Here is a 14,096-nt window from a genome sequence, read left to right as displayed (position 1 = left end):
TCCTCCAAACTTATTCCTTAATAAACATTGCATCTCCAAAAGAGAAAAATCTATACTTATCTTTTACAGCTTCATTATAAGCTCTCATAATATTTTCCTTGCCTGCTAAAGCTGAAACAAGCATTATAAGAGTTGATTCTGGTAAATGGAAGTTTGTTATAAGCTGATCAACTACTTTAAATTTATATCCTGGGTAGATGAAAATATCAGTCCAACCGCTTTGAGCTCTTACAAAGCCATTTTCATCACCTATTGTTTCCAAAGTTCTTGTGGAAGTAGTTCCAACTGAAATTATTTTATTTCCTCTTTTTTTAGTTTCATTAATTATCCTTGCATTTTCCTCATCTAATTGATAAAACTCAGAATGCATTACATGGTCATCAGTATCTTCAACCTTAACTGGTCTAAAAGTTCCGAGGCCTACATGTAAGGTTAAGTAAGCAATATTAACGCCCTTATTCTTTATTTCATTTAGTAATTTTTCTGTAAAATGTAATCCTGCCGTAGGAGCTGCCGCTGAGCCTTCTTCCTTTGAATAAACAGTTTGATATCTTTCTTTATCTTCAAGCTTTTCTGTAATATATGGCGGTAATGGCATTTCTCCAAGTTCATCTAAAACTTCTTCAAAAATACCATTATAACTAAATTCTATAATTCTATTTCCCTCATCAGCTATATCTATTACTTCACATTTTAATTTCCCATTACCAAAGATAAACTTAGTACCTATTTTTGCTCTCCTACCTGGCTTAGCTAAACATTCCCATTTATCTCCTTCAATCCTTTTTAATAACAGGAATTCTATCTTCCCCCCTGTTCCTTCTTTTTCTCCTATAAGTCTAGCAGGTAATACTCTTGTATTATTTAAAACAAGAGTATCTCCAGGATTTAAATAATCTATTATATCGTGAAAAATTTTATGTTCTATTTCTCCTGTTTTTTTATCTAACACCATTAATCTAGAAGCATCTCTTTCTTTTAATGGATGCTGTGCTATTAACTTTTCTGGTAAATAAAAATTAAATTCACTTACTTTCATAACCGTCTCCTATTACTTAAAATAATTTTTGTTGTTCTCCTATTTGTTCTTGATTGTTATTTTTTAATCTTCCTAAATGCTTATATGCCTTGTCCGTTGCTACTCTTCCTCTAGCAGTTCTAACTATAAAACCAGTTTGAAGCAAATAAGGCTCATATACATCTTCTATAGTTCCTAATTCTTCTCCAATAAAATAAGATAAGGTTTCTATTCCAACTGGTCCTCCATTAAAATTGTCTATTATCGCTTCTAATATCTTATTATCTACTCTATCAAAGCCCATATTATCAACTTCTAGAAGATTTAAAGCCTCATTAGCTTCTTTTGTAGTAATTAAAGAGTCTGAATACACCTGTGCATAATCTCTCACTCTTTTTAATAATCTATTAGCTATTCTAGGTGTTCCTCTAGATCTTTTGGCTATTTCATAAGCTCCTTCTTCTGTTATATTACAATTTAAAACAAATGAAGATCTTATTATAATTTCCTTTAATTCTTCTACAGTATAATACTGCATATCACATAACACCCCAAATCTATCTCTTAGAGGTGAAGTTAACATACCAATTCTTGTTGTTGCTCCTATAAGAGTAAACTTAGGCAGATCTAACCTTATTGACTTTGCTGCTGCCCCTTTCCCAATTACTATATCTAAAACATAATCCTCCATAGCAGGATAGAGAATTTCTTCCACACTTCTATTTAATCTATGTATTTCATCAATAAATAAAACATCTTTATTATTTAAAGTTGTTAATATTGCTGCTAAATCCCCAGCCCTTTCAATAGCCGGACCAGAAGTAACTTTTAATTCTCCCTTCATTTCTGTAGCAATAATATTAGCCAAGGTTGTTTTTCCTAAGCCAGGAGGACCGTAAAGAAGAACATGATCCAATGCCTCATTTCTACTTTTAGCTGCTTTTATAAAAATTTCTAATCTCTTTTTTACCTTTTCCTGACCAATATATTCTTGTAAATTTGTAGGTCTCAAACTTAAGCTGTTACTATCTTCCCACAATTCTTTTTGGGTTATTATTCTCTCCATAATCCCACCTCTATCCCATGAGCACTTTTAAGCAGCTTTTAATTATATTCTCTAAACTGTCTTCCTTATTAACTTTCTTTATTGCTGCTTCTGCTTCTTTTTCTGAATATCCTAAGGCCAATAATGCCCCTAAAGCTTCTGCTATAGCATTTGTGTCAATATTTCTTTCCTTATCCTCCATATCTAATTTTGAAATACCTTCAGCAAACTCTTCTTTTTTGATTTTATCCTTTAATTCTAATATAATTCTTGCTGCTGTCTTTTTTCCTATTCCTGGAGCCTTACAAAGATGTTTTTCATCCCCCATCATTATTGCATATTTTAAATTATTAATTCGACTTATTGACAATAATGATAGTGCTGCTTTTGCCCCAACTCCATTTATTGTTAAAAGGAGCTTAAACATCTCAAGTTCCTCTCTAGTGTTAAAACCATAAAGGCCAATAAAATCTTCCCTTACTATCTGCTCTAGATAAAGCATAATATCTTCATCAATTTTAGGCATTGATGACATAGTTGCTCCTGAAGTGTATATTTTATAACCTATTCCATTATTTTCAACAATAATATAGTCTTTATTGATACCTTTATATTTCCCACATATGTATTCATACATACAACTACTACCTCCAATGCCAAGCTTTATTTTAATCTACATTATACTTTATCATTTTACATGAAAGAATTCAACAAAACCAATTCACAATTCTTATTTCATAATGCTTAAGAATGGAAATAAGAAAATCGAGGATTACCTCGATTTTCTTATTTTTAATAAATGAATTATATATTTATCTTTCTTTTCCAATGAAAAATAATGCTATAGTTCCTGGTCCTGAATGAGTACCTATTGTTGGTCCTACATTATTTATTATTATATCTTTAACCTTTACATCATCTAATATTAGCTTTTTCAAATATTCTGCCTCTTCTAAACAGTCCCCGTGACTAATAAAAATTACCTGTTCTTCAGGATTTACTATTCTTTCTTTAATTGTATCCTGTAATACTTTAATTGATTTTTTTCTTCCTTTAACCTTTGATACAGGAACTAGTCTTCCTTCATTATCAACATGTAATACAGGCTTAATTCCTAATAAGGTACCGACTGCAGCTACAGTTCCAGATACTCTTCCACCTCTTTTTAAATGATTTAAATCATCAACTGTAAACCAATGATTAAGCTTTAATTTATTATCTTCTACCCAACTTACTATTTCATCTTTAGAAGCTCCATTTTTCAGCATTTCTGCAGCTTTATATACTAATAGTCCTAATCCTAATGAAGCACTTTTACTATCTATAATTGTAATATCGGCCTCTTTATATTCATCCTTAATATTTTCCATTGCAATTCTTGCACTATTTACACTACCACTTAAAGCAGAAGAAAAACCTATGTATATAACTGCATTTCCTTCTTCTACATATTTTTTAAATTTTTCTTCATAAGAAAAAGCATTTGCCTGAGATGTAGTTGGCATTATTCCAGTTCTAAGTTTATTGTAAAACTCCTTTATATCAATACTTTGACCTAAATCATCACTATAATATTTTGAATCTATATTAATTCCTAAGGATATAACATCTATATTATTTTCCTTTACAAAATTTAAAGGCAAATCGCAGCATGAATCTGTCATAATAACCGTATTCATAATAATCACTCCAATTCCAAAATATATAAAAATATCTACTTAATATTTATACTCTATCATTTTATCCAAAATAATTCAACTTTAAATAATTAAATCTCCCACTTAAAAACATATATTTGACTAGATAGTTACTTCTTACTTACATCCTTGGACTGCCTTGATATATTAAGCAGCACTCCTAAAGCTATTAAATTGATAACCAGAGATGTTCCCCCATAACTTATAAGAGGCAGTGGTACACCGGTAACCGGCATTGAACCTGATACAACAGCTATATTAATTACAGCTTGGATTGATATTATAGAAACTATTCCTGTCGCTAATAAAAAGCCATAATTATCTTTAGCCTTTATTGCTATATATACTCCTTTATAAATTAAATACATAAATAGAAGGATTACAAAAATACAGCCTATAAATCCAAATTCTTCACCTAAAATTGCAAAAATAAAATCATTATGGGGTTCTGGCATAAATAATGCTTTTTGTCTTGAGTTGCCTAAACCAACTCCAAAAAAACCTCCAGATCCTAAGGCATATATAGATTGAATTAATTGATAACTATCTCCTGAAGGATCTGCCCAAGGATTCATAAAAGCTGTCAATCTTTTTAATCTGTATGGTGCGACAAAGATTAATGCAATTCCAGCTGATAAACCTGCAGGTATTATTGGCAGTAAATGAATAATTTTTGCCCCTCCCACAAATAACATTATTACTGCAACTATCATTATTATTGCTGTAATACTTAAATTTTTCTCAAGTAATACCAAACCTGCAAAAATAGCAGAAATCCCTAAATAAAAAACTACTCCTTTAAAAAACTTATTGATATTACTATTTTTTCTATCTAACTGTTTCGCTAAGTAAATCACAAGTACATATTTTGCTAATTCTGATGGCTGGAAGGATAAAGGTCCAAGCCTAATCCATCTTCTTGCTCCGTTAACTTCTGCACCAATAAACAATACTAAAACTAGAAAAATAAGTGTAATAATAAACATTTGTCCTGTGATTTTTTTATAATTATGATAATCAATGGCCATAGTAAATAACATGGCACAAACTCCTACAATTGTCCAAATAATTTCTTTAATAAAGAAATATTCCGGGCTGTTTTTTTCATAAAGAGCATAGTAAGAGCTAGAAGAATAAACCATTATTATTCCTACAAATAATAGTAGAAAAATAACGCAAAGTAATCCATAATCTATGCTTTTCATATTATTTTTCTTTTTTCTTGAATTAATTTTTCTTACATTATTCATATTATCTCCTACTATCTAACTTTTCAAATCTAATTTAACAGTGGTTTTCTTGTCAATTAATTTACCAGCAATTACACTTTGACTGGAAACTATACCTTCTCCATTTATCTTATATTCTTTTATTCCAATTTTATTTAATATTTCAATTGCCTCATCTAAGGTTTTGCCTTCTAAATTTGGCATTATTATTTTATTTGAATCTTTTTTCGTATCTTCTACATTCACACTTATTAAAGATCCTGCTTCTACTAAAGCACCTGGATATGGTACCATGTTTATTACTTTTGAAGCATTACTTTCTATTTCTATTTTTAAGTTATTTTCCTTTAAAATAGCTTCAGCTTCCTTAATTGATTTTCCTCTAACTTCAGGTACAACTACCTTTTCCTTTTCTTTATATCTTTCTTTATAAACTTGAGAATCCATATATATAAATAATTCAGATAATAATTCCTTTGCTAAGGGAGTAGCAACTTGTCCACCATAATAAATACCTGTACTAGGATCTTCTACTTTAATGAAAATTGTAATTTCCGGTTTTTCTACAGGATACAAGGCTACTATAGAAGCAATATATTTATCTGGTGAATATCCACCATTAATAAGATCAGGTTTTTGTGCTGTTCCTGTTTTACCTCCTACCCTTCTTTCTTTTCCCATAAAGGCACCAATAGTTGGCCCTTGATTTATAGTTCTTTCTAGAAATAACCTAACCGTATTTGCTGTTTCTTCTGATATTACATTTTCTTTGATAGAAGCTTTAAATTCTTCATCAATTACCTTAGTTCCATTTATTTCATCATGAGTAATTTCTCTAACAATATGAGGCTGAATCAATTTCCCTCCATTTGCAATAGCATTAAAAGCTTGAATAATTTGAATATTGCTAGCTGTATTTGTTTGTCCAAAAGCAATTGTTGCCAAATCCATTTCACTCATATCACTTACTGATTTAACAATGCCTTCAGTTTCTCCAGGAAGATCTATACCCGTTAGCCTTCCAAATCCAAACTTATCTATATATTCCTTCATTTTGGCATTACCTAACTTAGCCCCTAGTTCCATAAAACCAACATTACAAGAATTTTGCAGAATTTCCGCTAAAGTTTGTGTCCCATGGCCAGTTAAATTCCAACATTTTATTTTAGTGGATCCAAATTGTAAATATCCTCCACAGTAAAAAGTATCATTTTCAGTTACAAGACCTTCCTCAAGGGCTGCTGCAATAGTAATGTTCTTAAAAGTTGATCCAGGTTCAAAAGAATCGCTTATAGCATTATTTCTAAACATACTTTCAAGTTTCTCAGACTCTGTTTCTCCCTTAAACTTTTCATAATCCTCATAAGGTGTATTTGGATTAAAATCTGGCTTATTTACCATAGCTAATATTTCGCCATTATTAGGGTTTGTTACAATTATTCCAACACCAGTAGCCTTATGTTCCTCAAGTCCTTTTTCTGCAATTTTTTCAGCAATTAGCTGTATATTTTCATCAATTGTTAAATTTATATCTTTTCCGTCAATAGGACTAGAGTATTGCACAGTTTGATATGGAAGCTCACTGAAACTTCCATCCACCTCAGCAATTTTATAACCATCGGTACCAGTTAATTCACTATCATATTGAAGTTCTACTCCATTTAAACCAACATTATCAGAATTAACGCTTCCTAAAACATGAGCTAAAAAGTTATTGTTAGGATAATATCTTTTAGGACTAATTGAAATAACAACACCATAAATCTCCAAATCTCTAATTTTATCAGCTACATCTTTTTCTATACCAGTTATTAGAGTGCTGGTTCTATTATCCTTATCCTCCGGATTGAGTTTTTTCATCACTTCATCATAAGAAAGTCCTGATGCCTCTGCCAACTGCCTTGCTAGCTCTTCTTTTGTTATTTCCTCAGTTTGTAAATGAATATCTATAGCATCTAGATCTAAATCTACCCTATATACATCAATTGAAGTAGCTAGTATAGTTCCATTTCTGTCCTTAATATCTCCTCTTCTTGCTTCAACATTAACCTGGGCTTTCCATTGACTTTTAGCCATTTCTTTATAGTCCTTGCCTTTATAAATCATAACATAAATCAATCTTATTATAAGCCCAAGGAGAAGAGCAGCTATTATTAAGCCGCTAATTAAAGCTCTTTCCCTTTTTATATTGCTACTTTTATTATTTCTATTTCTTCTAGCATTTCTTCTTTTCATATCTATCCCCCGTAATTTATAATTGCCTAAAGAGGTTGGTTGTCCAAATATAAATTTAATATATTCTGTAAACTAATTAAATAATTAATAGAAGGCATTCATCCATATTTGCCCTCCTTTATTATTATAATGGTATTTCTTGAAAATATCTATTTATTCTTAGTAATAAATATTCTCTTAGCTATTGCTTGTAATGGATATTCTTTTGTTATCTTTTCATCCACCCTCATTGATACAAGGTCTCCTATCTCTATGCTAATATCCTCTTTTTTGTCAAAAGAAGAATTCATTATTTTTGTATCTTGATTTAATAATGTAACAATTTTTGTTTTTATAACTTCTTTTCCTTTTAAATAGCCATCAATTGTTAATGATGTTATTTCACCATTATCATTCTTTTTTATTTCTATAATTTCTCCCATTAATACTAATCCTTTACCTCTATCAGATTTATTATCACTAGCACCAATTATTATAATATTTATTAAAAGAAAAGAAAAAACTATTAGTAAAATTCTTTTTATTTTCATAAAAATTACCTCCATTCTACTAATAGTTTTTTCTTAAATTTTATAAATATTCCTCCACAATTTATAATTTATTTTTTTGATACAAAAGGATTATCTTTTATATAATATCTCCAAAGAAAATCTTTTGCTTCTTCTGCATAATCTATTCCAATTCTTTTTGTTTCTACTATTTCAAAGTTTCTTTCTAAATTATATTCTAAATAAATATCTTTTCCTGTATACAAAGGCTTATAATTATCTTTCCTTGTAATATCTAAAGCCATACATAACTTAGAAGGACCATTTGTCAAATTCTTTATTTGAGCCTTACTTAATTCCTTAAAATCTTTCTTATATCTTAAATTTGAAATATAATCAAAATTATCTATAGGTTCAACTGCCCTAATTAATACAGCTTCTGGTTCTCCCTTAATTGAGGTTACAATATTAAAGCAATTATATAAGCCATAAATAAAATATACATAAGATATTCCACCCTCTTCAAATAAAGGTTTTGTTCTTTCTGTTTTTTTGTAATTATAACCATGACAAGCCTTATCTAAAGACCCTATATAAGCCTCTGTTTCTATTATCATAGATTTTATCTTAATTCCATTAATTTCCCTTATTAAATATTGTCCCAAAAGATTTTTAGCGACTTCTAAAGTATTTTTCTTATAGAATTCTTGCTCAATAATCATTTGTTTCTCTCCATTATCTTTATAATTACCATTCTATTATAAGAATATCAAATTCATCTCTTTTTAATGATACCTTATATCCTTCCATGAGAAGCCATGATAATAATTCCTTTTTAATACTTTCCTCATCAAACATTAACAAGGCAGATACTTTTCTTAAATTATTTTTTCTAGCATAATTAATATTGTCTAATATTTTACCTTTAATATTTTGAAATTTTTCATCCTTCATATAATCCCTCCTTATATATAATCATTATATATTCAAGGGATTATCCTATTATGTTTACTATTGAAAATTATTCTTATTTTTTATTATACCAATAACAACACCTAAAATAGTAACCTCTCTTCCTTCTAGTGGAATTGCTGGATAAGCATTATTTGCAGGCATTAATACTGGGTATTCTCCATTAAGCTTCAAAGTTTTTTTTACTATGATCCGAATTAACAATAAGTATTTTGTCTTCATTGTACAAGCAATAGTTATTTTCTAAATTCAGAGCTTTTTATACTAAAGAAGTACTTTTTCCTGAACCTTCTTTTCCTTTTAATAGTTGATAACCAGAAGACTTATAATTTATGAATCTTTCTTGAAGCTTTGACAGTTCCATTTAATCCCCCTTCCTCCTTACTTTATTTATATTCCTTAAAAACTCTTTCTTTTATTTTAATCTTGTCTAGATAATGCGCTATTAGTATAAAAATAATTCCACTTGCAATAGGTTGAAGAGCTTCAATAGGAAGAGTAATTAAAGGAGCAATAAAATTTCCTGCTATTATTGAACCTGCAATATAATATCCTAACCAACCAGTTATACCTGCAAAAATAACTGCTTTTTTATTTTTTTTAGATAATATTAAATCCTCTTTTGATGTAAAAAAGATAACCATACTTGCTTTTATAATTATTGTAGGAAGTGCCCAAACTGCTGCTCCTACCATTATATCTGATAAAGCTCCTCCAATAGCTGCTGCTGCCATGCCATAAGGAAGAGATAATAAAGCTGCAGCTAAATATATTAAAACATCTCCTAAATGAATATATCCTCCATTAAATCCTGTCGGTATTCTTGGCAAAAACACTATCGATATACAAATAAAGGCAGCAAATACTGCGGTTAAAACTAAATATCTTGTTTTATTTTTTATATTATTTTTCATTTATTAATATCAACTCCTTTAGAAATTTTTCAAATAATATTCCTTCCCTTGGATCAGTATTAAGTTCATGGGTATGTTTTATTGCTTTATATAAAAATTCTGCTGCTTTTTCAATTGAATACTTCAAATTATGATTATTTAAGAGTAAACCTATTAAAATTGATGCAAAGGTATCTCCTGTACCACTGAAGGATTTATTTATAAATTCATTTCCAACCAAGAAATAGTCATTCTTATTTGAATCATATACAAAATTATACATTTTATCATTTCTAACTATGCCTGTAATAATAATAATCTTAGGACCTAATTTAGCTATTTCCTTAACCATATATAAGAGTTCTTCATCAGAAGTATTGTATTTATTATATTTACGGCCAGTTAATAAACAAGCTTCTGTTAAGTTTGGAGTAACAATATCAGCAACTTTTATTAACTCTTTCATTCTATTGCCCATATTTTCGGTAAAAGTATTATAAATACAACCATTATCTCCCATTACAGGATCTACTACTATTAGTGCTTCCTTATGTTCTTTTGCAAATTCATAGACTATATTTATTTGATCTTCTGAACCTAGAAAACCGCTATATATACAATCGAATTTTACCTTTAATTTATCCCAAGCCTTTTTATATTTATACATTTCTTCTGTTATATCCAAAAATGTAAAATCATTATACCCTGTTTGACAGGATAATACTGCTGTTGGAAAAGGGCAGCACTGAACTCCCAAAGTTGATAAAATTGGAATTGCTGCTGTTAAAGAACATCTCCCTATTCCAGATAAATCATTTATAACTGCTACTTTTTTAACTACATTCATACTAACATATCACCTACTATAATTTTTTTAATAATATAATACCATTTTTAAGAAAAATTGTCCAATCAAAAAAGGTTTTCATTTATCAGTTACAGTTAAGGAATTTATACCTTAACTGTAACTTAAAATAAAAACCCAAAACTAATAAATTAATATTTCTTTAATTTTGGGAAATATTTTGTATGAATTAACTCATGAGCTTTAGCACTTAATGGATGGTCTAAATATTTTTCATAAATTTTTAAAACAGATTCATTTTCATGAGATCTTCTTATTTTCATATTACTGTCAATATTATTTAATCCTTCTCCTCTTTTTATAATGGTTTCCTTTCTCTTTTGAGGCTTAGGCTGTCCACCTCCACCAATACATCCCCCATTACAAGCCATAATCTCAATTGCATGATAGAATTCTTCACCACTTCTAATCTTATCAAGCATCTTTCCAGCTTCTTTCAATCCATGGGCTACTCCTATTTTCAAATTAATTCCTTCAACATTTAACTCACAGCTTCTAAAACCTTCCCATCCTCTTAAAGAAGTAAATTCTATATTTTCTATCCTTTTTCCTGTCATTTTTTCAAGGGCAGTTCTTGCTGCAGCTTCTATAACTCCACCAGTTCTTCCGAAAATTACACCAGCACCACTATATTCTGATAAAGGATTATCAAATTCTTCATCCTCTAATTCTCTTAAATCAATATTAGACTGCTTTAATATTTTAATAAGTTCTCTGGTTGTTATAACGTAATCTGTATCATAATTATCCCCTCTAGAAAATTCTGGCCTAGAAGCTTCATATTTCTTTGCAACACAAGGCATTATTGCAACGGAAGTAACAAAATCTCTTTTATAACCTTTCTCTTTTGCCCAGATATCTTTAGCGATAGTTGCAAACATCTGCATAGGTGATTTAGCTGTAGATGGAACATCTAACATATCAGGATAATTTTGCTCAATAAATTTTACCCAAGATGGACAACATGAAGTTAGTAATGGAAGTTTTACTGAATCATCTCCATTAAAATATCTTTCAAGTCTACTTTGAAGTTCTGCTGCTTCCTCCATAATAGTTAAATCTGCTGCCCAAGAAGTATCAAACACATAATCAACTCCTAAAGTTTTTAGAGCTGAAACTAACTTCTTTTCCAAATTCTCTCCAGGTTCAAAACCAAAAGCTTCTCCAATCGTTACTCTTACTGCTGGAGCAATTTGAGCAATAACTAGTCTCCCAGGGGTAGACAAATCTCTTAAGAATTTATAAGTATTATCTCCTTCTGTTATTGCTGAAACAGGACAAGCTACAGTACATTGTCCACAATGAGTACATCTATCAGTATCTATAAAATGTTTTTCTTTAATCTTCCCGGAAATACAATCTACTGGGCAAACTCTAGTACATGCATGACAACCTATACATTTATCAGTTATTCTAAGTTTTGTAAGCTGAGGACATTCTCCTGCATAACATTTATGCTCTTCTATATGTTCTTCTATTTCCTCATAAAAATTCTCAATTATTTCCAAGGTAATATTTTTATCTTGCTTAATTCTCTCCTTTAAGGTACTCCCCAGTTGTCTCAATAAATATATATCCCTTAAATTTGCTTTTCCTTTACTTATTCTATCAAATATTCTCCAAATTCTTTCTATTTCATATCTTGATCCTTCATAATCAGGACATAAACCTTCAGCAATATTACCTAAAAGATATTCAATGTAATATTTACCAAATTGAATTATGCAATCATCATCTGATAATACTATAATATTTTTATATATACTTTTAGTAAAAACCTCTAAATCTAATGGAGCATCTAATTTGTATTTACTTACAAAGGTGCTAAAAGGAAATCCTAATTGAGCACATTTAAAAGGCTTTTTATTAATCATTCCTCCTGCTTCATTTATAAGATCTCTTAAAGTCATACCTTCCTTTAATTCAACAATACCAGGATTATTAACTCTACCAGAAATAGCTACTAGATTTTTGTTATCACCAATAGTTTTTTCTAACTCCTTCTGCCCTAAGACTGTAAATATTGAACCAAAAGTACTTTGTAATATAGTTTGTTTTGAACTTGCCATATTTTCCTCCCAAAATGTATATTTTAAATAATATATTAATATTCTTTAACAACTTTAATTTTATTATCTTTTATACCTAATACTGTTAAGTTATAATTTAGATAATTTCTAACTATGTCAATAGCTTCTTTTGTAATTATTTCCCCCCTACATATAATCGGTATGCCTGGAGGATATGGTATTATTTCTTCTTTTGCTACTTTACCTATAGAATCATTTAATTCACAATATTCGCTATTAAAATTAAAAACTTCATAAGGTTCAAATACTTTTGCATTTACAACTCTTTGATAATTAAGCTTTTTTTCATTAGTTTTTCTTTCATTTATATTTAAATTATCTAAAACAGAATATAACCTTTCAAAGTCCTCTTCAGTATTTGAAGGAGAAAAAATTAATACTACACCTTTTGAAAAACTCATTTCCCCTTGAATATTATTTTTTCTTAAATATTCCAATAGTCTATGTCCGCTATATCCATCCTTAGTAATTAATAAATATCTAGTTTTATCTATTTCATATTTATCTATTAAATCCTTATTATCTAATACTAAAACCTTATCCAAATTATTTATTTTAACTTTATATTTTTCTGCCAAATCCACTAACTTACTATAATCTTCATCTCCATATTTATCTAAATAATATCTTGAATAATCTAATGAGGCCATTATTAAATATGAAGGAGATGTAGTCATAAATGCCCTTAAATAAAATTCTATGTTATCTTCTTCATCATTTACTAAAAGAAAAGAACCTTGAGTTAAACAAGGCAGGGTTTTATGGGCGCTCATCACAACATAATCACCAAGGGCGGCTAAGGACTTAGGTAACTTCTTATTCACTCCAAAATGAGCACCATGAGCACTATCTATAATTATCTTAAGGCCTTTTTCCTTAAGCTTTATTAGATATTCATCTATATTATACCTTATCCCAAAATAATTTGGACTAGTTAATATTACCCCCTTTGGATTATTAGCAGAACTTATGGCTTTTTCAATTTCCTTTTCTGTTGGAGGAAGAAAAATTTCATTTTTATAATCAATTACTGCATCAATATAAATTATCTTTAATTTTCTGAGTATTAAAGCATTATATATTGATTTATGACAATTTCTTTCTACTAATACTTCATCTCCTTCATTAAAAGCTGAAAAAATTGCTGCTAAATTTCCTGCTGAGCTTCCATTTACAACAAAAAAAGCTTTTTTAACTTTATAAATTTCAGCTAATAATTCCTGAGCTTCTTTAATAACTCCTTCTGGATTATGAAGATTATCTAAGGGATCAACTTCTGTTATATCTAAATTACCTAGATTTTTTATAAATTCCCTTCCAATTTCATCTCTTAGAAAAGCTTTACCGGATTTATTTCCTGGCATGGATAAAATTAAATTATTTTCTTTATGATAATTTATTAAACTTTCTAATAATGGCGCCTTAGTCATAATAGTCTCCTTGTCATTATTTTAGCTAAAGAATTATCCAGCTATAGTACTATGTTTAATGATTATAAAATTTATAGCGAAGAATTTAATAATATAGAAAAGATAGACAAAAAAATTATATGTAGTACGGTGAA

The 14,096-nt window shown here is 29.2% G+C and carries 13 protein-coding genes; all 13 read right to left on the bottom strand.

Annotated elements, in window-relative coordinates; all coding sequences use genetic code 11:
- Positions 1–10: 10 nt before the first annotated feature.
- On the bottom strand, positions 11–1,039 hold the full coding sequence (gene queA / locus KQI16_RS02675; RefSeq protein WP_216432018.1) for a tRNA preQ1(34) S-adenosylmethionine ribosyltransferase-isomerase QueA: 1,029 nt from the start codon (positions 1,037–1,039) through the stop codon (positions 11–13).
- Between the two features lie 16 nt (positions 1,040–1,055).
- Positions 1,056–2,084, bottom strand: a complete 1,029-nt coding sequence (ruvB, locus tag KQI16_RS02670) for a Holliday junction branch migration DNA helicase RuvB (protein ID WP_216432017.1) — start codon at positions 2,082–2,084, stop codon at positions 1,056–1,058.
- Positions 2,085–2,094: 10 nt separating this feature from the next.
- Positions 2,095–2,700: a Holliday junction branch migration protein RuvA gene (gene ruvA / locus KQI16_RS02665; protein WP_216432016.1), complete on the bottom strand. Its 606-nt coding sequence runs from the start codon at positions 2,698–2,700 to the stop codon at positions 2,095–2,097.
- Positions 2,701–2,875: 175 nt separating this feature from the next.
- Positions 2,876–3,745, bottom strand: coding sequence for a DegV family protein (locus tag KQI16_RS02660; protein ID WP_216432039.1), 870 nt, complete (start codon positions 3,743–3,745; stop codon positions 2,876–2,878).
- A 125-nt stretch (positions 3,746–3,870) separates the two neighbouring features.
- Positions 3,871–5,010 (bottom strand): stage V sporulation protein E, encoded by a 1,140-nt coding sequence (spoVE, locus tag KQI16_RS02655; RefSeq protein WP_216432014.1) that lies wholly within the window; start codon positions 5,008–5,010, stop codon positions 3,871–3,873.
- Between the two features lie 15 nt (positions 5,011–5,025).
- Positions 5,026–7,224, bottom strand: a complete 2,199-nt coding sequence (locus KQI16_RS02650) for a stage V sporulation protein D (protein ID WP_216432012.1) — start codon at positions 7,222–7,224, stop codon at positions 5,026–5,028.
- 149 nt (positions 7,225–7,373) lie between these two features.
- Positions 7,374–7,754, bottom strand: a complete 381-nt coding sequence (locus KQI16_RS02645) for a hypothetical protein (RefSeq protein WP_216432011.1) — start codon at positions 7,752–7,754, stop codon at positions 7,374–7,376.
- 68 nt (positions 7,755–7,822) lie between these two features.
- Entirely contained in the window at positions 7,823–8,434 is a 612-nt protein-coding gene (locus tag KQI16_RS02640) for a DNA-3-methyladenine glycosylase (protein ID WP_216432009.1), read from the bottom strand.
- Positions 8,435–8,459: 25 nt separating this feature from the next.
- Positions 8,460–8,666 (bottom strand): hypothetical protein, encoded by a 207-nt coding sequence (locus KQI16_RS02635; RefSeq protein ID WP_216432007.1) that lies wholly within the window; start codon positions 8,664–8,666, stop codon positions 8,460–8,462.
- Between the two features lie 404 nt (positions 8,667–9,070).
- Positions 9,071–9,598: a TIGR04002 family protein gene (locus KQI16_RS02630; protein WP_216432005.1), complete on the bottom strand. Its 528-nt coding sequence runs from the start codon at positions 9,596–9,598 to the stop codon at positions 9,071–9,073.
- Entirely contained in the window at positions 9,588–10,424 is an 837-nt protein-coding gene (locus tag KQI16_RS02625) for a pyridoxamine kinase (protein ID WP_216432004.1), read from the bottom strand. Before KQI16_RS02625 ends, KQI16_RS02630 begins: the two co-directional genes overlap by 11 nt.
- Positions 10,425–10,573: 149 nt before the next feature.
- Complete coding sequence (locus tag KQI16_RS02620; RefSeq protein WP_216432003.1) at positions 10,574–12,511, bottom strand: [FeFe] hydrogenase, group A; 1,938 nt, start codon at positions 12,509–12,511, stop codon at positions 10,574–10,576.
- Positions 12,512–12,546: 35 nt separating this feature from the next.
- Complete coding sequence (locus tag KQI16_RS02615) at positions 12,547–13,962, bottom strand: aminotransferase class I/II-fold pyridoxal phosphate-dependent enzyme (RefSeq protein ID WP_216432002.1); 1,416 nt, start codon at positions 13,960–13,962, stop codon at positions 12,547–12,549.
- Positions 13,963–14,096 lie beyond the last annotated feature (134 nt).

Origin of the sequence: Caproiciproducens sp. MSJ-32, from assembly GCF_018918055.1 — a bacterium.
Taxonomy (GTDB): domain Bacteria; phylum Bacillota; class Clostridia; order Clostridiales; family Clostridiaceae; genus Clostridium.
This window is presented reverse-complemented; position numbering and strand designations above follow the sequence as displayed.

Excerpts from the sequence above, each read along its gene's own strand:
- spoVE (WP_216432014.1), bottom strand. The coding sequence starts at position 5,010 with ATGAATAATGTAAGAAAAATTAATTCAAGAAAAAAGAAAAATAATATG.
- KQI16_RS02620 (WP_216432003.1), bottom strand. The coding sequence starts at position 12,511 with ATGGCAAGTTCAAAACAAACTATATTACAAAGTACTTTTGGTTCAATA.
- KQI16_RS02640 (WP_216432009.1), bottom strand. The coding sequence starts at position 8,434 with ATGATTATTGAGCAAGAATTCTATAAGAAAAATACTTTAGAAGTCGCT.
- KQI16_RS02645 (WP_216432011.1), bottom strand. The coding sequence starts at position 7,754 with ATGAAAATAAAAAGAATTTTACTAATAGTTTTTTCTTTTCTTTTAATA.
- KQI16_RS02630 (WP_216432005.1), bottom strand. The coding sequence starts at position 9,598 with ATGAAAAATAATATAAAAAATAAAACAAGATATTTAGTTTTAACCGCA.
- KQI16_RS02625 (WP_216432004.1), bottom strand. The coding sequence starts at position 10,424 with ATGAATGTAGTTAAAAAAGTAGCAGTTATAAATGATTTATCTGGAATA.
- KQI16_RS02635 (WP_216432007.1), bottom strand. The coding sequence starts at position 8,666 with ATGAAGGATGAAAAATTTCAAAATATTAAAGGTAAAATATTAGACAAT.
- KQI16_RS02650 (WP_216432012.1), bottom strand. The coding sequence starts at position 7,224 with ATGAAAAGAAGAAATGCTAGAAGAAATAGAAATAATAAAAGTAGCAAT.
- KQI16_RS02615 (WP_216432002.1), bottom strand. The coding sequence starts at position 13,962 with ATGACTAAGGCGCCATTATTAGAAAGTTTAATAAATTATCATAAAGAA.
- ruvA (WP_216432016.1), bottom strand. The coding sequence starts at position 2,700 with ATGTATGAATACATATGTGGGAAATATAAAGGTATCAATAAAGACTAT.
- queA (WP_216432018.1), bottom strand. The coding sequence starts at position 1,039 with ATGAAAGTAAGTGAATTTAATTTTTATTTACCAGAAAAGTTAATAGCA.
- ruvB (WP_216432017.1), bottom strand. The coding sequence starts at position 2,084 with ATGGAGAGAATAATAACCCAAAAAGAATTGTGGGAAGATAGTAACAGC.